The organism is Telluria sp. AZSoR62 (genome assembly GCF_058111565.1).
The window spans coordinates 196,199-220,338 of the sequence record NZ_JBYTST010000009.1 but is presented as its reverse complement, the minus strand read 5'-3'; the positions used below and the strand labels follow the sequence as shown (position 1 = coordinate 220,338).

At 67.2% G+C, this 24,140-nt stretch carries 19 protein-coding genes; 11 read left to right on the top strand and 8 right to left on the bottom strand.

Annotated features, from left to right (window positions below; translation table 11 throughout):
* Window positions 1-5: 5 nt before the first annotated feature.
* Entirely contained in the window at window positions 6-920 is a 915-nt protein-coding gene (locus AC3XQU_RS15735; protein ID WP_489875101.1) for a LysR family transcriptional regulator, read from the bottom strand.
* 296 nt (window positions 921-1,216) lie between these two features.
* On the opposite strand from AC3XQU_RS15735, the gene AC3XQU_RS15730 reads away from it, so the two are divergent.
* From AC3XQU_RS15730 to AC3XQU_RS15685, 10 genes are all read left to right on the top strand, one after another.
* Window positions 1,217-3,508 (top strand): TonB-dependent receptor, encoded by a 2,292-nt coding sequence (locus tag AC3XQU_RS15730; protein WP_489875100.1) that lies wholly within the window; start codon window positions 1,217-1,219, stop codon window positions 3,506-3,508.
* A gap of 127 nt (window positions 3,509-3,635) precedes the next feature.
* Window positions 3,636-4,508: an alpha/beta fold hydrolase gene (locus AC3XQU_RS15725; RefSeq protein WP_489875099.1), complete on the top strand. Its 873-nt coding sequence runs from the start codon at window positions 3,636-3,638 to the stop codon at window positions 4,506-4,508.
* A gap of 20 nt (window positions 4,509-4,528) precedes the next feature.
* Window positions 4,529-5,731, top strand: a complete 1,203-nt coding sequence (locus AC3XQU_RS15720; protein ID WP_489875098.1) for a substrate-binding domain-containing protein — start codon at window positions 4,529-4,531, stop codon at window positions 5,729-5,731.
* 1 nt (window position 5,732) lies between these two features.
* Entirely contained in the window at window positions 5,733-6,515 is a 783-nt protein-coding gene (locus tag AC3XQU_RS15715) for an ABC transporter ATP-binding protein (protein ID WP_489875097.1), read from the top strand.
* Window positions 6,508-7,251: an ABC transporter ATP-binding protein gene (locus AC3XQU_RS15710; RefSeq protein WP_489875096.1), complete on the top strand. Its 744-nt coding sequence runs from the start codon at window positions 6,508-6,510 to the stop codon at window positions 7,249-7,251. The genes AC3XQU_RS15715 and AC3XQU_RS15710 overlap by 8 nt, the downstream gene beginning before the upstream one ends.
* Window positions 7,252-7,259: 8 nt before the next feature.
* Window positions 7,260-8,282: a branched-chain amino acid ABC transporter permease gene (locus AC3XQU_RS15705; protein ID WP_489875095.1), complete on the top strand. Its 1,023-nt coding sequence runs from the start codon at window positions 7,260-7,262 to the stop codon at window positions 8,280-8,282.
* Window positions 8,283-8,286: 4 nt separating this feature from the next.
* Entirely contained in the window at window positions 8,287-9,369 is a 1,083-nt protein-coding gene (locus AC3XQU_RS15700; RefSeq protein WP_489875094.1) for a branched-chain amino acid ABC transporter permease, read from the top strand.
* 240 nt (window positions 9,370-9,609) lie between these two features.
* Window positions 9,610-10,272: a choice-of-anchor J domain-containing protein gene (locus AC3XQU_RS15695; RefSeq protein ID WP_489875093.1), complete on the top strand. Its 663-nt coding sequence runs from the start codon at window positions 9,610-9,612 to the stop codon at window positions 10,270-10,272.
* A gap of 19 nt (window positions 10,273-10,291) precedes the next feature.
* Window positions 10,292-10,708, top strand: coding sequence for a post-PEP-CTERM-1 domain-containing protein (locus tag AC3XQU_RS15690; RefSeq protein ID WP_489875092.1), 417 nt, complete (start codon window positions 10,292-10,294; stop codon window positions 10,706-10,708).
* Window positions 10,695-12,128 carry a PA domain-containing protein gene (locus AC3XQU_RS15685; protein WP_489875091.1) on the top strand — a complete coding sequence of 478 codons (1,434 nt, stop codon included), beginning with the start codon at window positions 10,695-10,697 and terminating at the stop codon, window positions 12,126-12,128. The genes AC3XQU_RS15690 and AC3XQU_RS15685 overlap by 14 nt, the downstream gene beginning before the upstream one ends.
* A 76-nt stretch (window positions 12,129-12,204) precedes the next feature.
* Here the strand turns inward: AC3XQU_RS15685 and ppa are convergent, their stop codons facing one another.
* The 5 genes from ppa to hemC all read right to left on the bottom strand — a co-directional run bounded on the left by ppa (window position 12,205) and on the right by hemC (window position 17,009).
* The gene (gene ppa / locus AC3XQU_RS15680) at window positions 12,205-12,744 is read right to left on the bottom strand and encodes an inorganic diphosphatase (protein WP_489875090.1); all 540 of its coding nucleotides are present in this window, start codon (window positions 12,742-12,744) and stop codon (window positions 12,205-12,207) included.
* Between the two features lie 211 nt (window positions 12,745-12,955).
* Complete coding sequence (locus AC3XQU_RS15675; RefSeq protein WP_489875089.1) at window positions 12,956-14,152, bottom strand: heme biosynthesis protein HemY; 1,197 nt, start codon at window positions 14,150-14,152, stop codon at window positions 12,956-12,958.
* A gap of 1 nt (window position 14,153) precedes the next feature.
* Window positions 14,154-15,263, bottom strand: a complete 1,110-nt coding sequence (locus AC3XQU_RS15670) for a uroporphyrinogen-III C-methyltransferase (RefSeq protein WP_489875088.1) — start codon at window positions 15,261-15,263, stop codon at window positions 14,154-14,156.
* Between the two features lie 2 nt (window positions 15,264-15,265).
* Window positions 15,266-16,033 (bottom strand): uroporphyrinogen-III synthase, encoded by a 768-nt coding sequence (locus AC3XQU_RS15665; RefSeq protein WP_489875087.1) that lies wholly within the window; start codon window positions 16,031-16,033, stop codon window positions 15,266-15,268.
* On the bottom strand, window positions 16,026-17,009 hold the full coding sequence (hemC, locus tag AC3XQU_RS15660) for a hydroxymethylbilane synthase (RefSeq protein ID WP_489875137.1): 984 nt from the start codon (window positions 17,007-17,009) through the stop codon (window positions 16,026-16,028). Before hemC ends, AC3XQU_RS15665 begins: the two co-directional genes overlap by 8 nt.
* Before the next feature lie 178 nt (window positions 17,010-17,187).
* Here hemC and ppc point away from each other — a divergent pair, with 178 nt between their 5' ends.
* Complete coding sequence (gene ppc / locus AC3XQU_RS15655) at window positions 17,188-20,013, top strand: phosphoenolpyruvate carboxylase (RefSeq protein ID WP_489875086.1); 2,826 nt, start codon at window positions 17,188-17,190, stop codon at window positions 20,011-20,013.
* Between the two features lie 104 nt (window positions 20,014-20,117).
* Here the strand turns inward: ppc and AC3XQU_RS15650 are convergent, their stop codons facing one another.
* Complete coding sequence (locus AC3XQU_RS15650; protein ID WP_489875085.1) at window positions 20,118-22,307, bottom strand: family 10 glycosylhydrolase; 2,190 nt, start codon at window positions 22,305-22,307, stop codon at window positions 20,118-20,120.
* Between the two features lie 228 nt (window positions 22,308-22,535).
* Window positions 22,536-24,134 carry a methyl-accepting chemotaxis protein gene (locus AC3XQU_RS15645; RefSeq protein WP_489875084.1) on the bottom strand — a complete coding sequence of 533 codons (1,599 nt, stop codon included), beginning with the start codon at window positions 24,132-24,134 and terminating at the stop codon, window positions 22,536-22,538.
* Between the last annotated feature and the right edge of the window lie 6 nt (window positions 24,135-24,140).

Sequence of the window (24,140 nt, the reverse complement as noted above, 5' to 3'; positions counted from 1 at the left end):
CCGTGCTAGGCGCGGGCGCCAATGCCCTGCACGAACAGGTCCGGATGACTCTCCGCGCACTCGCGCAGCAGGTCCCACACCACCTTCACCCGGCGCAGCCGGTACAGGTCGGTCGGCGCCGCCAGCCAGAACGAGCGCTCGGCCTGGAAGCCGGGCAGCACCCGCACCAGCCGGCCGTTCTCCGGCACCGCATAAGGCGGCGCCATCATCAGGCCCATGCCCAGCGAGGCTGCCTCGAGCTGGGCGGTCATGCCCGAGCAGCACATGCGCCGGCGCGGCGTGAAGCCCAGCTCGTTCAGGTAGGACAGCTCGCGGCTGGCCAGCCGGTCCTGCACATAGTCGACGAAGTCGTGGCCGGCCAGGTCGGCCTGGGTGCGGATCGGCGGGTGCTTGGCCAGGTAGATCGGCGAGGCGTACAAATAGAAATGAAAGGACGCCAGGCGCGTGACCATGTAGCGGCCGGTGGTGGGCGCGTCCATCATGACGCCGAGATCCGCCTCGCGGTTGGCCAGGTTGGCGAAGCTGGGCAGCGCCAGCAGGTCGATCGACAGGTCGGGATTCTGCTCCAGCAGCCGCGCCAGCAGGGGCGCGACCACCCGCACCCCGAACACTTCCGGCACCCCCAGCCGCACCACGCCGTGGGCCGCGACCTCGGCGCCGCCGATCTGCTCGGCCGCTGCCAGGGCCGCGCCTTCCATTGCCTCGGCATGCGGCAGCAGCGCCTGGCCGACCTCGGTCAGCTCATAGCCTTCGCGCGAGCGGTCGAACAAGGTGGTTTCCAGCTGCGACTCGAGCCGGTCGATGCGGCGCGCCACCGTGGTGTGCTCCACTTCCAGCCGGCGCGAGGCCCCGGACAAGGTGCCGGCGCGCGCCAGCTCCAGGAAGAAACGCAGGTCGGTCCACTCGGGCAGCGTATTCATCGGATCACTTGTTCATTATCAAGACTTCATATTGTGCACCAGTGCACATTCCCCCTGCAATCATTTGTCGCATCGCGCGCGCCGCTGCGCATTCTTCGTGCGCCACCTGCCGCTCCCGTCTGCTGCCCGCTCCGTGAATGACAGGAGCATGAACGCACAGCGCTGGTGCAGGCGCCTGTGCATTTTTGCACAAAGGGGTGGGCGATTGTTGACTATCTAACCAAACTCAACCGAGGCACACTGCTCGGCATGCGACAACCTGAACGCATGCCGCTATCAAAAATTAGGAGACAACGATGCGTCTGACCAAGAACAAAATGAAGCTGCTGAACCCTGCCATTCAATCCGCGATCGCGGTACTCGTCCTGTCGGGCGGTGCCACTGTCCACGCCCAGGAAACCGGCGGCGCCGCGCCTGTGGCCAATGCCTCCGAAGGCGGGGTCAACAAGGTGGTCGTGACCGCCCGCCGCCGCGAGGAAACCCTGCAGGACGTGCCGGTCTCGGTCACCGCCTTCAGCGCCGACCAGCTCTCGAAAGTGGCCACGCCGGACATCACCGCCCTGGCCACCGCCCTGCCGAATACCACCCTGAAGGCCTCGCGCGCCACCAATTCGACCTTGACGGCGTTCATCCGCGGCGTCGGCCAGGCCGATCCGCTGGCCGGCTTCGAAGCGGGCGTGGGCATTTATATCGATGACATCTACCTGGCCCGCCCGCAAGCCGCCGTGGCCGACATCTACGACGTCGAGCGTATCGAAGTGCTGCGCGGCCCGCAGGGCACGCTGTACGGCCGCAACACCATCGGCGGCGCCGTCAAGTACGTCACCCGCAAGCTGGCCCCGCAGACCGACGCCCGCCTGCGCGCCACTATCGGCCAGTACGGCCAGAAGGAAATCGTCGCTACCGCCAGCACCCCGGTGTCGGAGACCGCCCGCATCGGCGGCACCTTCGCCCGCTTCAAGCGCGACGGCTTCGGCAAGAACCTGACCACCGGCGGCGAGAACTACGACAAGGACGTGACGGCAGCGCGCCTGTCGGCCGAATTCACCCCGACCCCCGACCTGTTCATCCGCATCGCCGGCGACGCCACCCAGGACGATTCCAGCCCGAAGAACGGCCACCGCCTGATCGTCGGCCGCACCAGCGGCGCCCCGATCCTGGGCAACGTCTTCGACACCCGCGCCAACCTGATGAAGGCCCTGGGCCAGGACCAGGAAGTCAAGGCGCACGGCGTCTCGGCCACCGTCGAATACACCATCAACAACCAGTGGTCGATCAAGTCGATCACCGCTTCGCGCAAGGACAAGTCGTACGCACCGATCGACTTCGACTCGCTGGCGGTGACCGACATGGAAGTGCCGGCCCTGTACACCAACAAGCAGTTCAGCCAGGAATTCAACCTGACCTACTCGGGCGACCGCCTGCAGGGCGTGGCCGGCATCTACTACATCGATGCCAACGCCTTCAACAAGTTCGACACCATCCTGGCCGGCGCGGTTCCGACCTCGACCTTTACCAGCGGCGACATCGACACCAAGGCCTGGGCGATCTACGCCGACGGCAGCTATAGCATTACCGATGCCCTGAGCCTGTCGCTGGGCGGACGCTACACCGTCGACCAGCGCGACGCCGAAGTGCTGCGCCAGATCTACCTGGGCGCCAACGGCTCGCCAGGCCTGGGCAATGCCGGCGCGGTGCTGTTCCGCACCGATACCGACCTGCGTGGCGGCGTCCTGAGCCGCGAGGACAAGAAGTTCACCCCGCGCGTGGCCCTGAACTACAAGTTCAACCAGGACCACAACATCTACGCCTCGTATTCGGAAGGCTTCAAGGGCGGCGGCTTCGATCCGCGCCTGAACGTGGTCGGCACCCGCATCCCGCTGGCGGTCGCGCGCGCCGGCTATGCGCCGGAAACCATCGAGACCTATGAGCTGGGCCTCAAGTCCGCCTTCGCCGGCAACCGCATCACCACCAATGCCGCGGTGTTCTACAGCGACTACCAGGACGTGCAGATCCCGGGCTCGGTGGCGATCGACACCAACGGCGACGGCAAGGACGACAGCTTCGCCGGCGTGACCACCAATGCCGGCAAGGCCAAGATCAAGGGCGCGGAACTGGAAGCGGTGGCGAACATCACCCCGAACTTCATGGTCGCCGGCATGTACAGCTACATCGATGCCGAGTACAAGGAATACTTCGCCGCAGGCGTGAACGTGGCCGGCGCGCGCAAGTTCCAGAACACCCCGAAGAACTCGGCCAACCTGCGCGTGAACTACGACATCCCGCTGCCGATCATGGGCCGCGACGGCAAGCTCTCGCTGATCGGCAGCGCTTCGCACAAGGGCGCCACCGCGCAGTTCGAAACCGCATCGCTGATCGACCAGGAATCGTACAAGCTGTATGACGCCTCGATCGTCTGGACCCGCGCCGACGGCAAGGTCCGCGCCGGCCTGCACGGCAAGAACCTGGGCGACAAGCACTACAAGACCGGCGGCTACCTGTTCCCGACCCTGGGCAACGAAGGTACGCTGACCGCCTTCTACGGCAACCCACGCCAGGTTTCGGCCACGCTCGAGTACCGCTTCTAAGCGTTTCGTTTCACCAGGCAGCACCGCCTGGCTGGCGCCTTTTCGCCCGAAAAGTCGCCGGCCGGGCCGGTTGCAGCCTGTTTTTCCTGAACCACCCTATCTAGACCGACCCACAGGATAAGCCAGCGTGTCCACCTTCACACCAATCAGCTACACCAGCAGCGACGGGCTGGCGCTGTATGCGCGCGACTATCCGGCCGCGAAGGGGCCTGCGCGGCTGCCGGTCATCTGCATCCACGGCCTGACCCGCAATTCCGCCGATTTCGACGAGCTGGCCCCCGAGCTGGCCGGCATGGGCCGCCGCGTCATCGCGGTCGACGTGCGCGGGCGCGGCAATTCGGCGCGCGACCCGCATCCCGAGAACTACAACCCGGTGGTCTATGCCGGCGACATCGTCAAGCTGATGAACGACCTCGGGATCGCCCGGGCCGTCTTCGTGGGCACTTCGATGGGCGGCCTGATTACCATGACCCTGGCGGCGCGCCACCTCGACCTGATCGCGGCCGCCATCATCAACGACATCGGCCCGGTCATGTCGCTGCGGGGCCTGGCCCGCATCGCCGGCTATGCGGGCCGCTGCGGCCCGCTCGCCTCCTGGGACGAGGCCGCGGCCTACCTGCGCGACATCAATGCCTGCGCCTTCCCCGCCAACAGCGACGAAGAATGGGGCAAGTGGGCGCGCCGCGCGTTTGAACAGAAGGATGACGGCCAGCTGGCCCTGCGTTACGATCCGAATATCGCCACGGCGATCCAGACGGGCAAGCTGCGCCCGACCTCGCTGGCGGCGCGCATGGCGTTCCGCCGCCTGGCACGGCGCCGCCCTACCCTGTTGGTGCGCGGTGCGCTGTCCGACCTGGTCGAACCCGAACAGGCCAGCTGGATGCGCAAGGCGGCCCCCGAATTGCAGTATGCCGAAGTACCCGACGTCGGCCACGCGCCCATGCTCACCGAGCCTGCCGCACTGGACGCCATCCGCCAATTCCTGGCCAGGGTACCCTGAGGAACATAGAAGGAGACTACATGACACACCTGATCAAACCCCTTTCCGCCGCCATGCTGGCCGCTTTCGCGGCGCTCGCGGCACCGAACGCCCTGGCCCAGGGCAAGGACCTGAAGATCGCCCTCATCGCGGGCAAGACCGGCCCGCTCGAAGCCTATGCCAAGGAAACCGAGACGGGTTTCATGATGGGCCTCGAATACCTGACCGGCGGCACCATGACCGTCAACGGCCGGAAGATCAAGGTCATCGTCAAGGACGACCAGAGCAAGCCTGACCTGGGCCGCACCCTGCTGGCCGAAGCCTATGGCGACGACAAGGTCGACATCGCTGTGGGCACCTCGTCCTCCGGCTCGGCGATCGCCATGCTGCCGGTCGCAAAGGAATACAAGAAGGTGCTGATCGTGGAGCCGGCCGTGGCCGACGCGATCACCCAGGAAAAGTGGAACAAGTACATCTTCCGTACTGCGCGCAGCTCGATGCAGGATGCGCTGGCCGCGGCCAGCACCCTGAAAAGCGGCAGCGTGGGCTTCCTGGCCCAGGATTACGCCTTTGGCCGCGACGCCATCAAGGCCGGCAAGGAAGCCTTGGTCACCACCGGCAGCAAGGCGCGGGTGATCCACGAGGAATACGCACCGGCCACCACCACCGATTTCACCGCCTCGGCCCAGCGCCTGTTCGACGCCCTGAAGGACAAGCCGCAGCCGCGCATCCTGCAGATCGTCTGGGCCGGCCCGAACCCGCTGAACAAGATCGCCGACATGAAGCCGGAACGCTACGGGATCACGCTCGCCCCAGGCGGCAACATCCTGCCGGTGATGAAGACCTGGAAGCAGTACGCGGGCACCCAGGGCACCATCTATTACTACTACAGCTTCCCGAAGAACAAGATGAACGACTGGCTGGTGGCCGAGCACACCAAGCGCTACAAGATGCCACCCGATATGTTCACCGCCGGCGGCATGGCGGCGGCCGGCGCCGTCCACGCGGCCCTGCTGAAAGCCCCGAACGCGAAGAACGGCGACGAGATGGTGGCGGCGATGGAAGGCTTGAGCTTCGATACCCCGAAGGGCAAGATGAGCTTCCGCAAGGAAGACCACCAGGCGATCCAGCCGATGTACCACTTCCGCATCAAGAAGGACCAGAAGAGCGAATGGGACCTGCTGGAGCTGGTGCGCGAGATCCCGGCAGCCGAACTGCCGCTGCCGGTACGGAACACGCGCTGACATGCAGGGCTCCACGACGCAACAGCCGTCCCTGTCGACCCGCGACCTGACGATCCGCTTCGGCGGCCACGTCGCGGTGAACGCGGTCACGGCCGACTTCTATCCGGGCACCCTCACGGTCATCGTCGGCCCGAACGGCGCCGGCAAGACGACCTATTTCAACCTGGTGTCCGGCCAGCTGCCCGCCACCTCGGGCCAGGTGCTGGTCGACGGCCACGACATCACCCGCGCGGGCGCCGCCAGGCGTACCCGCCTGGGCGTGGGACGCGCCTTCCAGCTCACCAACCTGTTCCCCAACCTGACCGTGGTCGAGAACGTGCGCCTGGCGGTGCAAATCCGCGCCGGCATGGGCCTGAACTTCTTCTCGATCTGGTCCAGCCACAAGGAGCTGATCGAGCGCGCCGGGCATTACCTGGAGCGCGTGTCGCTGGCCGGCCGCCGCGATGCCCTTGTTGGCACCCTCTCGCACGGCGACCAGCGCAAGCTGGAAGTGGCGATCTTGTTGGCGCTGGAGCCGTCCATCATGATGTTCGACGAACCCACGGCCGGCATGAGCGTGGACGAGGTGCCGGTGGTGCTCGACCTGATCCAGTCGGTCAAGGCGGAGCGCAACAAGACCGTGCTGCTGGTCGAGCACAAGATGGACGTGGTGCGCGCGCTGGCCGACCGCATCATCGTGCTGCACAACGGCACCCTGGTCGCCGACGGCAATCCGGCGCAAGTCATGCAATCGAAGATCGTACAGGAAGCCTATCTTGGAACACCCGAAACCGAACATGCTTGAACCGCAGAACGCGGCGAGCCCGCTGCTCGCGATGTCCGGCGTGCACACTCACATCGGCCAGTACCACATCCTGCAGGGCGTGGACCTGGCGGTGCCGCGCGGCGGCCTGTCGGTGCTGCTGGGCCGTAACGGCGCCGGCAAGACCACGACGCTGCGCACCATCATGGGCCTGTGGAAGGCCAGCGCCGGGTCCATCACCTTCGACGGCCGCGACATCACGAAGATGGCCACGCCCGACATCGCCCGGCTGGGCATTGCCTATGTCCCGGAAAGCATGGCCGTGTTCTCCGACCTGACCGTGCGCGAAAACCTGTACCTCGCCGCGCGCAGCGGGCCGCTGGACCAGGCGCGCGTCGACTGGATCTGCGGCTTCTTCCCGGCCTTGCGCAAGTTCTGGAACTACCCGGCAGGGAACCTCTCGGGCGGCCAGAAGCAGATGGTGGCGATCGCCCGCGCGATCGTCGAGCCACGCAAGCTGCTGCTGGTGGACGAGCCGACCAAGGGCCTGGCGCCGGCCATCATCCAGAGCCTGATCGCGGCCTTCCGCGAACTGAAGGAAACCGACACCACCATCTTGCTGGTCGAGCAGAACTTCAATTTCGTCCGCTCGCTGGGCGACACCGTCAGCGTGATGGACGACGGGCGCGTCGTGCATGCCGGCTCGATGGATGAACTGGCGAACAACGAAGAGCTGCAACAGCGCCTGCTCGGGCTGTCGCTGGATTCACACCAATAGGAACGACTATGAGCGCAACCCTACCCCTGGCAGTCCAGGACACGCCGCTGCCCAGCGCGCCGCGCGACCTGGCGCCGCTGCTGCTGGTGCCCGCCTTGATGCTCTTGACGCTGCCGCTGGTCGGCAGCTTCCCTACCTGGATCACCCTCACCGTCGCCGGCCTGGCGATGGGCATGATGATCTTCATCATGGCCAGCGGCCTGACCCTCGTCTTCGGCCTGATGAGCGTGCTGAACTTCGGCCACGGCGCCTTCGTGTCGGTCGGCGCCTTTGCCGCGACCATGGTCCTGATCCCGATGCGCGGCTGGCTCGAAATGGATTCGCTGTTGATCAACCTGGGCGTGCTGGCGCTGGCGGTTACCTTGGCGATGCTGGTCACCGGCCTGATGGGCTGGGCTTTTGAACGCATCATCATCAAGCCGGTCTACGGCCAGCACCTCAAGCAGATCCTGATCACCATGGGCGGCATGATCGTGGCCGAACAGCTGATCCACGTGATCTGGGGCGCCGAGACCATCGCGCTGCCGCTGCCGACCGCGCTGCGCGGCGCGATCTTCCTGGGCGACGCCGCCATCGAGAAATACCGCCTGGTGGCGGTCGTGGTCGGGCTGGTGGTGTTCGTCGGGATGTTCCTGACCCTGAACCGCACCAAGATCGGCCTGCTCATTCGTGCCGGCGTGGAGAACGGCGAGATGGTCGAGAGCCTGGGCTACCGCATCGGCCGCCTGTTCGTGGCGGTGTTCGCTGCAGGGTCCGCGCTGGCGGGCCTGGGCGGCGTGCTCTGGGGCCTATACAAGGAGACGCTGACGGCGGCGATGGGCGGCGAGATCATGGTAATGATCTTCATCGTCATCATCATCGGCGGCCTGGGCTCGGTGGGCGGCTGCTTCATCGGCGCCCTGCTCATGGCGCTGGTGGCCAACTATGCCGGTTTCCTGGCCCCGAAGGTCGCGCTGGTCTCGAACATCATCCTGATGATCGCGATCCTGCTGTGGCGCCCGGCCGGCCTGTACTCGAAAATGCGGAGCTGACCCCATGCTGCATCGACTTCTTTCCGGCGACCTGCCGCGCAGCCGCGTCCTCACCGGCGTCCTGCTCCTGATTTTGCTGGGACTGGCGTTCGCGCCCTTCCTGACCACCGGCGCCCGCCCACTCAACACCGCCGCCACCATCTGCATCTACATCGTGCTGGTGGCGTCCTACGACCTGCTGCTGGGGTACACCGGCATCGTCTCGTTCGCCCACACGATGTTCTACGGGATCGGCGCCTACGGCATCGGCCTGGGGCTGGCGCGGGTCGACGACGCGACCTGGGGCGCGGCCCTCGGCGGCCTTGCCATCGCCCTGGTGCTGGCGCTGGCCCTCGCCCTGGTGGTCGGCCTGTTCGCGCTGCGGGTACGCGCCATCTTCTACGCCATGATCACGCTGGCCGTGGCGTCCTCGTTCGCGGTGCTGGCCTCGCAATTGTCGGACTTCACCGGCGGCGAAGACGGCGTGACCTTCAGCGTGCCGGAAGTACTCACCCCCGGCTATACCTTCATGGAAAACGAGGTCTTCGGGCGCTCGATGGACGGCAAGCTGCTCAGCTACTACCTGGTGTTCTTTGGCTGCCTGCTGCTCTTCCTGTTCCTGCTGCGCCTGGTGAACTCGCCTTTCGGGCGGGTGCTGCAGGCGATCCGCGAGAACGAGTTCCGCGCCGAGGCGCTGGGCTACCGCACCGTGGTCTACCGCATCTGGGCCAACTGCCTGGCCGCGCTGGTGGCGGCGCTGGCCGGCGCGCTGATGGCGCTGTGGCTGCGCTACGTGGGCCCCAAGACCTCGCTGGGCTTCGAGGTGATGACCGACATTTTGCTCATCGTCGTCATCGGCGGCATGGGCACCATGTACGGCGCGGTGGTCGGCGCGGCGCTGTTCATCATTGCGCAGAACTACCTGAAGGAGCTGATGGGCGCCGGCTCGAGCGCCCTGGAGGGCGCGCCGATCCTGGCGGCGGCCCTGCATCCGGACCGCTGGATGCTGTGGCTGGGCGTGCTGTTCATCCTGTCGATCTACTTCTTCCCGATCGGGATCGTGGGGAAGATGCGCTTGCGTGCTTACATGGCGCGGCAAAAAAAATAGTCGATCGCTGATCGAAGCGCGCATGCAAGACCCCACGGCCTCCCTTCGCGGAGGCCGTTTTATTTCCCCCAAGATTTCCACCCTCTTCCTCCCTTGCGCCGTGCTCAGCGCTCGTCTCCAGATATTGAACATACGTCAATATTTCTAATCTTCTTGCTCTTACCATAAAAACAACTATGGCCTCGTCGTCAGCCAGCGCGAGCGGACCGCCATCCTTCTGGCTAGCTTGAAAGGGGAATCATGAACCGACTTACCTCGCTCTCCGGCGCGGCGCTGCTTGCCGCGGCTGCCGTGGCGCCGCTGCCCAGCCACGCCGCCGACATCGTCGTACTCAACGAAGGCTTCCGCAATGTCGCCAACCTGTCGGACTGGGCGCAAATCAACCGCAGCGTCCCGCCCGGGACCGGCTGGTTCCAGGGCAATCCCGACGTCTTCACCTCGTACAACGGGCCGGACAACGCCTATATCGCCGCCAACTACCTCAATGCCCAGAACGGCATGGGCACGGTCGACAACTGGCTGATCACCCCGACCCTTACGCTGGGTGGCCTGACCACGCTGTCCTTCTTGACCAACCGCAGCGGCGAGCCGGGCTTCTTCGACCAGCTCGAGGTGCGCTTCGGCCTGGGCAGCAACACCAGTGCCGACGGCTTCGACACGCTGCTGCTCACCATCGGCGGCGACGCCACTTTTCCCAGCGACTGGGCGCGATGGACCACCAACCTCGATGTCCAAGGAGAAGGCCGCTTTGCCTTCCGCTACCTGGGCGAGGCCGCCACGCTCGACTATGTCGGCATCGATGCCGTCCGGGTCGTGACCGCGGTGCCGGAACCCTCGTCCTGGCTGATGCTGCTGGCCGGCCTCGGCGCGGTCGGGGCGACCGCCCGCCGCCTGCGCAAATAACCGCCCTCAGGAGAATGCCATGCCCAACCTGAAACTGATGCTCCTCCTCCCGCTCGCCGCGCTGGCCTTGCCGGCCAAGGCCGGCGGGCAGGCCGCCCCTGCGGCACCGGCCGCATCTGGCCAACAGGGAATGGTCGTCGTGCGCGATGCCGACACCGGCCAGTTGCGCGCCGCCACCCCGCTCGAAGCACGCGCCCTGCAGCCACGCCGCAGCGCCGCGGCGGCCGCGGCGGCCCCGCCCAAGGTAGTGGTCGGCCCCGGCGGCCGGCGCTCGGTACGCCTGGGCGAGCGCCACATGGTGTATTCGGTTGTGACCCGCGACGGCAGCGGCAAGCTGACCGAAGCCTGCGTCCACGGTGAGCAGGCCGCCGAGAGCACGCTGGCCAAGCCGGCCCCCGCCACCAAGCCAGAGGAGCACCGCCATGAAAGCCGTTAAGACCCTGTGCCGCAGCCTGGCGGCAGCGCTGGCCTTCACGCTGGCCGGCATCGGCGCCGCCCAGGCCGCGGCCAATATCGTCATCGTCAACCTGAACGAGCCGGGCGTGGGCTTCAACGACCCGACCCCGGCCGCGCCGGTGGGCGGCAATGCCGGCACCACGCTGGGCGAGCAGCGCTTGACCGCGTTCCGCCATGCCGCCGGCATCTGGGGCGCAACGCTCGACAGCAGCGTGACGATCCGGGTCGGCGCCGCCTTCGTGCCGCTGTCCTGCAACGCCACCGGCGCCGTACTCGGGTCGGCCGGCCCGACCGAAGTATGGACCGATTTCCCCAACGCGCCGCGCGCCGGCACCTGGTACGTGAATGCGCTGGCCTCCAAGCTGGCCGGCGAAGACCTGACCGCCCCAAGCGACCCGCATATCATCGCGCGCTTCAATTCGCGGCTCGGCCTGTTTCCCGACTGCCTGCCCGGCTCCCCCTTCTACCTGGGGCTGGACAACCGGGCCGGCGACCAGATCGACCTGGTCGCGGTGCTGCTGCATGAAATCGCGCACGGGCTCGGCTTCCTCTCGCTCACCGACGAGGAAACCGGGGAGCTCTTCCTGGGCATCCCTTCGGTCTGGGACTACCACCTCGTTGACAACCGCCGCAACATTCCCTGGGCGGCGCTCACCAATGCCCAGCGCGCGGCCTCGGCCGTCACCTGGCGCGGCGTGTCCTGGGACGGCCCCAACGTGAACGCGAACGTGTCGCGGGTGCTGGCGCCACGCTCGAACCTGGACATCGGCGGGGCCAACGCCGGCTCGGCCAGGGGCGACTACTACGTCGGCGACGCGAGCTTCGGCCCGCCGCTGGGCAGCACGCCTGTGAGCGGCCAGCTCATGCCCGTGGTCGACCAGCCCGACGGCACCGGCCTGGCCTGCACGCCCCTGAATGCGGTCAACGCGCTGGCGGTGCGCAACAACGTCGCCCTGGTCGACCGCGGCGCCTGCGATTTCGTGACCAAGGCGCGCAATGTGCAGGACGCAGGCGCCATTGCCATGGTGGTGGTGGACAATGCGCCGGGCGACGTCATCGGGCTCAGCGGGGACGATCCGTCGATCACGATTCCGGCGGTGCGCATCACCCGATCCGACGGCGTCGCGATCAAGGCCGCGCTGCAGCAGCGTTCGCGCACGAAATCCGGCGTGATCGCGACCCTGGGCCTGGACCCGACCCGTCTGGCGGGCACCGATGCAAGGCAGCGCATCCTGATGTACACGCCCAGCATCTATTCGCCCGGCTCCTCGGTGTCGCACTACACCACCGAAGCCAAGCCGAACCAGCTGATGGAACCGTCCATCAATTCCGACCTGGAGCACGAGGTCAAGCCGCCGCGCGACCTGACTTTCCCGCTGCTGGAAGACATCGGCTGGTAACGCTGACCCGGCGAACAGGCGAAAAAAAAGCCGGCGTCCCCACGAGGGGCGCCGGCTTTTGCTGAGGATCAGGCAATCAGGCCTGGGCCTTGTTCTTGAATGCCGCCACGCCGGCGACGATCTCTGCCTGGGCGGCTTCCTTGTCGGCCCAGCCTTCGATCTTGACCCACTTGCCCGGCTCCAGGTCTTTATAGTGCTCGAAGAAGTGCTGGATCTGCTGCAGGCGCAGCTCTTCCACGTCGTCCAGCGACTGGATCTTCTTGTACATCGGCAGGACCTTCTCGACCGGCACCGCGATCACCTTGGCGTCACCGCCGCCGTCGTCGGTCATCTTCAGCACGCCCAGCGCGCGGCAGCGCACCACGACGCCTGGCGGCAGCGGGAACGGTGTGATGACCAGCACGTCGCACGGGTCGCCGTCGTCGGCGATGGTCTGCGGCACGTAGCCGTAGTTGCACGGGTAATGCATGGCGGTACCCATGAAGCGGTCGACGAAGATCGCGCCGCTGTCCTTGTCGACCTCGTACTTGACCGGGTCGGCGTTCATCGGGATTTCGATGATGACGTTGAAGTCGTTCGGCACGTCTTTGCCGGCTGGGACGTTATTCAGGCTCATGGATGTTCCTTGGTTGCTGGGATTCGGTGAAAGTTTGACATTATAGCGAAAGGGACATCGGAATGGCGCGTGGGGAGGGCGTGCTGCGATACACCGTAGGTGGGCAGGTTTTTTGCCCACGCGTTCAACCGGAGGATGAACAGCCGCGCGGCCATTCTCGAGCTGGTTGGACGCGTGGGCAGAATCTGCCCACCCTACGATGATCGACGGATCAGAGGATGCTGGCCAGTGCGCACTGGCGATAATGATTGGCCGCTTCGGCTTCCTGTCCCAGCGCCTCATGCATCTGCGCCAGCTTCAGGTGCGCCTCGCGCACCATCGGCGCCTCGGTGGCGTCCGACAGCGCGCCTTCCAGGTGGCGCTGGGCCTTGCCCCACAGTTTCTGCTTCAGGCATAGCGAGCCCAGCGTCAGGGCCAGCCCGGCGTCGCGCGGACGCTCCTTGAGCCAGGCTTCGCAATGCTCGATCTGGGTGAGCAGGGTCGGCGAGCCGGCCGGACCCGCCGCTTCGCGGTAGGCGCGCACCACGCGGTCGTCCCAGTTGGCGCGCAGCGCGTCCTCGGCGATCGCACGCGCCTCGTCGTGCAGGCCGCGCGCATTGAAGGCGCCGGCCGCGCGCGCCGCGATGTAGGGCACGGTGCGGTCCTGCGACGGCACGCCGGCCCAGACGCGGCGGATCGATTCGGGGTCGTGGCCCTCGGCGCCGAGCAGCGCATCGTAGGCCAGTTCGCGCAGGCGCGTGGACAGCGCCGGGTGCAGGGCCTTGCGCTTGTCCAGGATGCGCACCAGGCGCAGCACTTCCGGCCAGTTGCGGGCCTGCTGGTTGGCCTTCATCGACCATTGCAGCGCGTGGATGTGGCGCTGGCCGCTGGCATTGAGTTCGGCCACGGCTTCGAGTGCAGCTTCCGGCTGGTGGTCGTCGACCAGCAGTTCGGTGACCGTCATCAGGCGCGCGACCTTCAGGCTGTTGTCGTGGACCACGCCGGCCAGCCAGGCATCGCGCCGGGCGGGTTCGCGCATGCGGTGCGCGGCCCGGGCGCCGATCAGCGCGGCCAGCCCGGTGTTCTCGGGCAGCTCGGCGGCGCGCATCGCGGCCTTTTCGGCATGGCCGAAGCGGCCCTCGAACAAGGCCTTGAGCGCATCGCGCAAGCCCTTGTTGCCTTCGCGCTCGCGCTTGCGCTGGCGGTAGGCGGCCACGCGCTGCGGCATCTTGCGGGTGGCGTTGAGCGCGCGCACCAGGCCGTACATGACCAGGAACAGCAGCGCGAGCAGCACCACGAACAGGTTGAGCGACATGTCGAGCCGGTGCGGCGGGTAGAACAGCACCACGTTGCCCGGATTGAAGCGCGCCGTCACGGCGATGCCGATGGCGGTGGCCATCAGGGCGACTAACCAGAGAAGAAGCCGCATCTCAGCCCTTCGCCTTGTAGTTGCGCACCGCGTTCAGGCTTTCCGACAGGGTCGGCATCTCGATGGTCAGGTTGTTGGCCTGCACCTGGCGCAGCGCGCTTTGCGCCGACTGGGTGACCCGGGCGCGGGTATCGAAATACTTGAGCATGATGTCCTGCGCGCTGTTGAGGTCATCGCGGAAGGCCACTTCGTTACGCGACAGCAGGGCCAGGCGGGCGTTGAGCAGGCGCAGTTTCAGGTTTTCGCGCACGAAGAAGGCTTCGCTCGGCGAGAGCATCAGCGCTTCCGGCGTGTCGACGCTGCGCACGCGCACCAGCTGGCGCACGTCGTCCCACATCTCCTGGCTCCAGTTGCGCCAGGTCTGGGTCACGCGCTCGCCCAGGCTGAGCGACTCGAGCGGCGCATCCTTCCTGCGCGTGTTGCGCACCGGGGCGGCCGGCAACAGCGGCTTTTCGTCCGACAGCATCGGCAGCGTGTCGACGTGGGCGATCACGCTGTCCAGGCGCAGGGCCACGCCGGCCAGGTCGACCGCCGGCATCGCCTTCAGGCGCTCGATGTCGGCGCCGATGGCGCGGCGGATGTTCAGGAATTGCGGCTTGTCCGAGCGCGACAGCGAGCGCTCGGCGTTCTGCAGCGCGATCAGGGCGCCCTGCACGTTCCCGGCCAGCTGCAGCTGCTGGCTGGCAGTGGTGAGCACCTGTTCGATCTCGGCCAGCGCCCACTCGTCGCGGTTCTTCGACAGGTCCTGGTAGAGCTGCTCGAGCGCCAGGGTCTGGGTCTGGGCTTCGGACTGCCGGCTTTCCAGCACGCCGACCTTGACCTGCAATTCTTTCGCGGTGTCGGCCACGTCGCGCGCCAGCAGCGCGGTCTCGGCATTCATGGCGTTGCCTTTTTGCAGGCTCTGCGCCATGTCGCGGCGCAGCGAATTGATGCGGCTGTGCGAACTCCAGGTCTGCAGGGCCAGCAGCACGGCCAGGACGGCGACCGCCGCCGGCAGCGGACGCTGCAGGGTCTGCAGCAGGCCCTGGGCCTGCGACGGGCGCAGCGGCGCCTTTTGGACCGCAGTGGCAGCCGGCGGGAGGTGTTCTTGGTTGTCTGGTATTTCGTTCATTCTTATGATTGTATCGCGGCAAGTAGGCGTGCGTCGCCAGATCCGGTGAGCGTGATGCGTTCGAACCCCAACGCGCGCGCGGTGTCGGCAATGCGGGCATGGGGCACGACCAGGTGCTGCGCGTGCAGGCGCGCCATGCCGCCCTGCGGGTCGAGCTCCCGTACCAGCGCGGCCAGCCCGCGCAATGCTTCCGAACTCGTGATTATCCAGTCGTTTGGCCCGGCCAGCAAGACGGACAACTGCCCGGCAAGCAGATCGTCAAGCGCCGGCACGGTGCGGCGGTAGGCGGCGACCGTCTCGACCCGCGCTCCGGCGGCGCGCAGGGTATCGGCCATCAGCTCGCGCCCGCTCTCGCCGCGCACGATCAGCACGCGCCGGCCCGCCAGCCGCGCCAGGTCGAGGCTGGCCAGCAGGTGTTCGGAATCGCTGTTGGCGGGATCAGGCGGGCAATGAATGACGGCGTTCTCCAGCGTGACGCCGTGGCGCGCCAGCGCCGCGCGGCTGCCTTCGCCGACGATGCCGATCGCCACCCCGGCCGGCCAGGCCTCGAGGTGGGCAAAGGCGGCGTCGACCGCGTTGGGCGAGACAAAGGCGACCAGCGCGTAATCGGCCAGGTGGGCCAGCGCGGCGCGCAGCGCGGACTGGTCTTCCAATGGCGCGATCTCCAGCAGCGGCAGCACGACCGGCCTGCGGCCGATGCCGGCGACGCCCTGCGCCAGCGCGTCGGCCTGGGCGCGCGGGCGGGTGATGACGACCAGCCGCTCAGGCATCCTGGCTGGTGGCCGGGGCGGCGTTGGCGTCCGCGGCGTCCTGCTTGCAGGCTGCCAGGATCGCGTGTGCGTCCTGGTCTTCGAGCAGGATCGCCACCTGCTCGCCGAGGAATTCCGGATGCTCCCACGAGCCGGCCACTTCGCCATGGGCGCTGCGCAGGCCGTCCGGGGTGGCGACCATCGCGCGCAGGCGCATGGTGCTGCCCTCGACGGTGGCGAAGGCGGCCAGCGGGATCTGGCAGCTGCCGCCGAAGATCTTCGAGACCTTGCGCTCGGCCGCGACCGCGCGCGCCGTGGCGTCGTGGTTCAGCGGCGCCAGCACCGCGCGCAGGTCGACGCCGTCGCTGCGCGCCGCGCCGAGGATCTCGATCGCCATCGCGCCCTGCCCGGCTGCCGGCAGGCTGTCTTCGGGTTCGAGCACGGCGCGGATGCGCTGGGGCAGGCCGAGGCGAATCAAACCTGCGGCGGCCAGGATGATGGCGGCATATTCGCCGCGGTCGAGTTTGCCCAGGCGGGTGTCGAGGTTGCCGCGCAGCGGCTTGATGACGAGCTGCGGATAACGCGCCGCGATCAGGGCCTGGCGGCGCAGGCTGCTGGTGCCGACCACGCTGCCCGCCGGCAGGTCGGCCAGGCTGGCGTAGTCGTTCGACACAAAGGCGTCGCGCGGGTCTTCGCGCTCGAGCACCGCGGCCAGCTCGAAGCCTTCGGGCAGGTCCATCGGCACGTCCTTGAGCGAATGCACGGCCAGGTCGGCGCGGCCTTCGGCCATTGCCACTTCGAGCTCTTTCACGAACAGGCCCTTGCCGCCGACCTTGGACAGCGCGCGGTCCAGGATCTGGTCGCCGCGTGTTGTCATTCCGAGAATTTCAACACTACACTGCGGATATAATTGGGCGAGACGATCGCGTACGTGCTCGGCCTGCCACATGGCCAGGCGGCTCTCGCGGGATGCGATAATAAGCTTGTGAGGCGTCAGCTTCGCGGGCGCTCCCTGCGCCGATTGGGTTGCATTCAACACGGATTCTTTCACTGTCATCTAACCCACCAGGACGATGCCGGTACCTGGCCCTTGCATAAGATCATAAATTTTAGCATGGGCCCTCTTGCAGACGATGGCCAACCGCCATGGCACAATCAATTTACATGTGGTCGATATGGATAATCCTGCTGCATCAGTTACTCCCGGCGCGTCTTCCCTTGACAAGGACGCGCCCCTGAAAGAAGACATCCGCCTGCTCGGCCGCCTGCTCGGCGACGTGCTGCGCGACCAGGAAGGCGATGACGTGTTCGAGGTGGTCGAGACCATCCGCCAGACCGCCGTGCGCTTCCGCCGCGAAGACGACGCCGAGGCCGGCCGTGAACTTACCGCCCTGCTGCACAAGCTCACGCGCGACCAGACCATCTCGGTGGTGCGCGCCTTCTCGTATTTCTCGCACCTGGCCAACATCGCCGAAGACCAGCACCACATCCGCCGCCGCCGCGCCCACATGCTCAAGGGTTCGGGCGCCCAGCAGGGCAGCGTGGGGTTCGCGGTCGGCAAGCTGGTCGATGCCGGCGTGCCGCGCGACCTGGTCGAGGGCTTTTTCAAGGACGCCCTGATTTCGCCGGTGCTCACCGCCCACCCAACCGAGGTGCAGCGCAAGAGCATCCTGGACGCCGAGCACGACATCGCCCGCCTGCTGGCCGAACGCGACCGAGGCCTGACGCCCAGGGAATTCCAGCGCAACGGCCAGCTGCTGCACGCGCGCATCGCCACGCTGTGGCAGACCCGCATGCTGCGCTATTCGAAGCTGACCGTGGCCGACGAGATCGACAACGCCCTGTCCTATTACCGCATTACTTTTCTGCGCGAAGTGCCGGCGCTGTACGACGACATCGAAGCCGAGATCGCCGCGCGGTACCAGGGCGGGGAAAGCACCGGCAAGTCCGGGCTGGGCGAGTCCCTCTACCTGCAGATGGGCAGCTGGATCGGCGGCGACCGCGACGGCAATCCGAACGTCAATGCCGACACCATGCGCCACGCGCTGGTGCGCCAGTCGACCACCATCCTCGATTTCTACCTCGATGAAGTGCACGCGCTGGGCGCGGAGCTGTCGATCTCGACCCTGATGGTGGAAGTCACGCCGAGCATGCAGGCGCTGGCCGATTCGTCCACCGACGCCTCGCCCCACCGCAGCGACGAGCCTTACCGGCGCGCCCTGATCGGCATCTATGCGCGCCTGGCCGCCACCGCGCGCGAGCTGGGCGTCGACCACATCCTGCGCAAGGAAGTCGGCCACGCCCCGCCCTATCTCGATGCCGGCCTGTTCGCGGCCGACCTGGAAGTGCTGGCCGATTCGCTGCGCAGCAACCATGGCGCCGTGCTGATCCAGCCGCGCCTGGCCGGCTTGATGCGCGCCGCGCGCATCTTCGGCTTCCACCTGGCTTCGCTCGACATGCGCCAGAGCTCGGACGTGCACGAGCGCGTGCTGGCCGAGCTGTTCGCGCGGGCCGGGGCGGAAAGCGACTACGCGGCCCTGCCCGAGGAAGGCAAGATCGCGCTGCTGCTGGCCGAACTGACCCAGCCGCGCCCCCTGTACTCGGCCTTCGAAGCCTATTCGGAAGAGACCAATTCCGAGCTGGCGATCCTGCGCACCGCGCGCGAGATCCGCCTGCGCTACGGCAGCCGCGCGATCCGCAACTACATCATCTCGCATACCGAAACCGTCTCCGACCTGCTGGAAGTGCTGCTGCTGCAAAAGGAAACCGGCCTGCTGCGCGCCTCCACCGGCGGCTGCGACGTGATGGTGATCCCCCTGTTCGAGACCATCCCCGACCTGCAGAGGGCCGCCGGCATCATGGACGAATGGATGTCGCTGCCGCTCGTCGACAAGGTGATCGAGCAGCAGGGCCGCCTGCAGGAAGTCATGCTGGGCTATTCGGATTCGAACAAGGATGGCGGCTTCCTGACCTCGAACTGGGAGCTGTACCAGGCCGAGCTGAAGCTGGTCGACGTGTTCGCGGCCAGGAACGTCAAGCTGCGCCTGTTCCACGGCCGCGGCGGCACGGTCGGGCGCGGCGGCGGCCCGAGCTACGACGCGATCCGCGCCCAGCCGCCCGGCACCGTCAATGGCCAGATCCGCCTGACCGAACAGGGCGAGATCATCGCCTCGAAATTCTCGAACGCCGAGATCGGCCGGCGCAACCTCGAGCTGCTGGTGGCCGCCACGCTGGAAGCGAGCCTGAGCCCGCGCGCCGCGGACGACGCGACCAATGCGCGCCTTTCACAGTTCGAAGCGGTGATGGCCGGGCTGTCCGAACGCGCCTACCGCGCCTACCGCAACCTGGTCTACGAGACCCCGGGCTTTACCGACTACTTCTTCGCGGCCACCCCGATTGCCGAGATCGCGGAGCTGAACCTGGGTTCGCGCCCGGCGTCGCGCAAGTCGACCCGCCGCATCGAAGACCTGCGCGCGATTCCCTGGGGCTTCTCCTGGGGCCAGTGCCGCCTGCTGCTGCCGGGCTGGTACGGTTTCGGCACGGCCGTGAGCGGCTGGCTGGCCGATGGCGACCCCGACCTGCGCGCCGCGCGCCTGGAGCAGCTGCAAACCATGTACCGCGAGTGGCCCTTCTTCGCGACCCTGCTGTCGAACATGGACATGGTGCTGGCCAAGACCGACCTGGCGATCGCCTCGCGCTATGCCGAGCTGGTGGCGGACGTGGAACTGCGCGAGCGGATCTTCCGCCGCATCACGGCCGAGCATGGGGAAACGCTGCGCTGCCTGGTGTCGATCACGGGCGCGAGCGAACGGCTGGCCGGCAATCCGCTGCTGGCGCGCTCGATCCAGAACCGGTTTGCCTATCTCGATCCGCTGAACCACCTGCAGGTGGAGCTGATCCACCGCCGCAGGTCGCTGGGCGACAACGAAGACCCGCGGGTGCACCGGGGAATTCATCTGTCGATCAATGGGGTGGCGGCGGGCTTGCGTAATACGGGGTGAGGAAGGCTTGCATGTCACGCTAGCGGTACGCGTGGAACTTGGGCCCCGGCCTTCGCCGGGGCGACCGTTTTCACGCTAACAATAAAAAACGTTGCCAGGTCAACTCAACCTGCACACGCCCCCAGCACGCTCCCCTTCTTCAACAAGGCCTTCACCGCGCTCGGCGCTACGCAGACCTGGGTCGATGGATTGCTTTCGCTGCCCGTCTTGTGGCACACCGCGACCTTGCCCTCGCCGCAGCTGGCGTCCACCACGTTCACCGTCACGGTGGCGGCAGCGAAGCAGCCTTCCGGGCTGGCCGCCTGCGCAGTGAAGCTGAACACGCCGGCACCAGTCGGCGCAAAGCTGGTCACCGCGCCCGTCGTCGCCGACAGGCCAGCCGCCGGGCTCCAGGTAAAGCTCGACGTCCCCGCCGCATCGCTGGCCGTGAGCTGCACGCTCTGCGGCCCGTAGCCCAGCGTGATCGTCGTGGCCGGCAAGCCGGTCGCCTCGCCTGCCGCCGGCAGCGCGGCGATCGACGGCTGCGGCACATGGCCCGCCACCGTCACCAATGCCTCGGCGCTGGCGCTGTTGCCGCCCTTGTCGACAGCCGTGAGCAGCACCTTCCGGGCGCCGATGTCCGCGCACGAGAAACTGCTGCGCGAGGCGGCCAGCGACTCCACGCCCCAGTTGTCGCTCGTGCCGCCATCGAGCTGGGCCGGCGTGACCGCGGCCGCGCCGCCGGCCAGCGTGACGGCCACGTCGCGGGTGCGCACGACGGGCGCCTCGAAGTCGTTGCTGACCGTGTTGGCGCGCGGGCCCTCCACGCTCAAGCGGTTCAGGCTCGTCACCGTGTAGTAGTAATACTGGCCGTTGGTGGCGGCGTCGACGAAGCCGGTGGTGGCGGTATCGGTCACGCCCAGCAGGTTGGCCGCCGATTCCAGGTCCATCTCGCGCTGCTGCGAGCGGTAGATGGCGTACTTGCGGGGCTTCTCGAATTCGTCCGCGCTGGCTGGCGCCGGCGTCCAGGCCAGCTGCACCGCGCCGTTGCTGCTGCTCGCGGCAAGGTTCGACGGCGCGCCCGGCGCCTGCAAGCCCTTCCAGCCCATCACCGGCAGCAGCGCCGGGCGCGCATAGGTGCTGTTCTTCAGCGAGGTGCGGTAGCCCAGCAGGTCGCCCTGCAGGAAGGCGTGGCGGAAGTGGACCTGGCCCGAGACCTTCGACTGCGCGCGGTTCAGCGCGATCTGGTTGTTGATCTGGTTGGGGTCAAGCCAGCCGGCGGTATTCATCTTGTAGTCGGCCAGGCCGATGTACATGTGGCGCTCGTAGGCATTGTCGTTCCACCACGGTACCAGCAGCTTGTAGTCCGAACCGGCCTGGCCGATATACCAGTAGACCTGGGGAATCAGGTAATCGACCCAGCCCTGCTCGATCCACTTGCGGCTGTCGGCGAACATGCTGCTGTAGTGCTGCGAGGCGCCGCTCGAGGTCGGCGAGCCGATCGCCGGGTCGGGACTGCTGCGGTAGATGCCCGAAGGCGAGACGCCGAACTTCACCCAGGGTTTCACGGCGCGGATGCTGTCGTTCACGCGCGCGATCAGCATGTTGACGTTGTCGCGCCGCCAGTCGGCGCGGCCGGCCGCGGTGTTCGGGAAGCCGCGCGGATCGGCGTTGTAGGCTTCGTCGTCGAGGATGGTGCCGGCCGGGTAGAAATAGTCGTCGAAGTGGATGCCGTCGACGTCGTAGCGGTTGACGATTTCCATGATCACGTTCACCACGTGGTCGCGCACGGCCGGCAGGCCCGGATTCAGGATCTTCACCGTGCCCACCGTCAGCATCCACTCCGGGCGGGTGCGCGAGACGTGGGTGGCCGCGTACTGCGCCGTATTGCCCTGGTTGGCGACGGTGGCCACCGCGCGGTAGGGATTGATCCAGGCGTGGAATTCCAGGCCGCGCTTGCGGGTTTCAAGAATCGCATAGTCCAGCGGATCCCAGGCCGGCGACGGCGCGCTGCCCTGGTTATTGGTCAGGTAATAGGACCAGGGCTCGTAGCTGCTCGGGTACATGGCGTCGGCCTGGCTGCGCACCTGCAGGAAGGCGGCGTTCATGCCGGTGGCCTTGTTGTGGTCGAGGATGGCCCTGAGCGCGGCCTGCTGCTGGGGCGGGGTCTGGGTGCGGTTCGGCCAGTCCAGGCTCAGGTGGGTGCTGATCCACACGCCGCGCAATTCGCGCTTGGGACTGATGCCCTGGGCATCGGCGGGGGAATGGGAAGCGACGAGCAGCGCGGCGGCCGCGGCAAGCAAAAGTTTATTCATGTTGTGGATTTTTTGCGGGTTGAGTGAACGCCCAGGCAGCAGCGCGCCGGTGGCAATGCGGGCGCCTCTCCAAGCACCGGTGCATTGCCATCCGCAAAAAAGGGTACGCCCGAGCAATTTTGACAACCAATGAATTTCAGGCTGTGCGGCATAACCCGGATGCATGGCGGCATCCGGCCAGCCATTGCCGGGCGAAGGACAGGTACAGCGTGGTGTTGCTGGAAAACCTCAGTGCAGCGCGAGTACCGGCGCGTGCGACGCCACCGGACGGTGCGCGGCCACGGTGTCGGCAGCGCCCAGCTTGAACACGCCCACCAGCTCGGCCAGCTTTTCGGCCTGCATCTGGAGCGACTCCGCCGCTGCCGCGGCCTCTTCCACCAACGCCGCGTTCTGCTGCGTGGCCGCGTCGATCTCGCCGATGGCCTGGTTGACCTGGCCGATCCCCGCTTCCTGTTCGCGGCTGGCGGCGCTGATCTCGGACATAATGTCGCTCACGCGCTGCACGCCGGCCACGACGTCGTGCATCGTGCCGCCGGCCTGGCCGACCAGGCGGTTGCCCTCGCCCACGGTGCCGGTGGTGGAGTCGATCAGCACCTTGATTTCCTTGGCGGCGGAATTGGAGCGCTGCGCCAGCGCACGCACCTCGCTGGCCACCACCGCGAAGCCCCTGCCCTGCTCGCCCGCGCGCGCCGCTTCGACGGCGGCGTTCAGGGCCAGGATATTGGTCTGGAAGGCGATGCCCTCGATGACGCCGATGATGTCGCCGATCTTGCGCGAGGCTTCGTCGATCGCGCCCATGGTCTGCACCACCTGGTTGACCACGACCCCGCCCCGGGTGGCGACTTCGGTGGCCGAGGCGGCCAGCTGGCTGGCCTGGCGCGCGTTGTCGGCGTTCTGGCGCACGGTGGCGGTCAGTTCTTCCATCGAGGACGCGGTTTCTTCCAGCGAGCCGGCCTGGGTTTCGGTGCGGCGCGACAGGTCGTGGTTGCCGGCCGCGATTTCCTGCGAGGCGGTGCCGATCGAGTCGGTGCCGTCGCGCACGGCGCTGACGATCCCGTGCAGGCTCGCGCGCATCGCCTCCAGCGCGCGGCGCAGGCGTCCGGTTTCGGTCTGATCGGCTTGGTCCACGGATGCGCCAGCACCGGACAGGTCGCCGCCGGCGATACGGTCGGCAAAGAGCACCGCCTGCTCGAGCGGACGCACGATGCCGCGGATCAGGAAGTAACCCATCGCGATGGTGGCGATCATGGCCGCCAGCGCGGTCAGCTCGATGCGCAGCAAGGCCGAGCCCACCACGGCGTCGCCATCGGCGCGCACGGCGTCGGAATCCTGTTCGATCAATTCGCTCAAGGCGCCCATCGTGTCTTCGAGCTTGCGAAAGCCATCCATGAAGCCGCCGAATGCCTGGCGTGCCGCGGGCTGGTCGGCGCCGGCCTGGGCCACGATGGCGGCGGCGCTTTTCAGGTAGGCGTCGACGTCCGGACGCACCTTGTCGACCGCGGCCTTGACGGCGGCGTTGGTGGCCTGGGCGTCGAGCGCGGCCAGCGTCTTGCGGAAGATGGCGGCATGCTCGTCGGCGTCGCGCCTGGCCGCGGTGTGTTCCTCCGGCGTGGCCGCCATCAGCGCGGCCAGCACGTCGGCGCGCAGCGCGTCGTGCATCATGTCGGCCTGCATCTGGTCGCGCAGCGCCGCGCCATTGACGCTGATCGCATCCATCGAGCGGTCCAGCGACTGCACGGACAGGTAGCCGATCAGGCCGACCACGCTGCAGAAGACCAGCGTGACGAGGTAGGACAGGCGCAGCTGGTGCTTGATGCTCAGTTTCATCGCTGA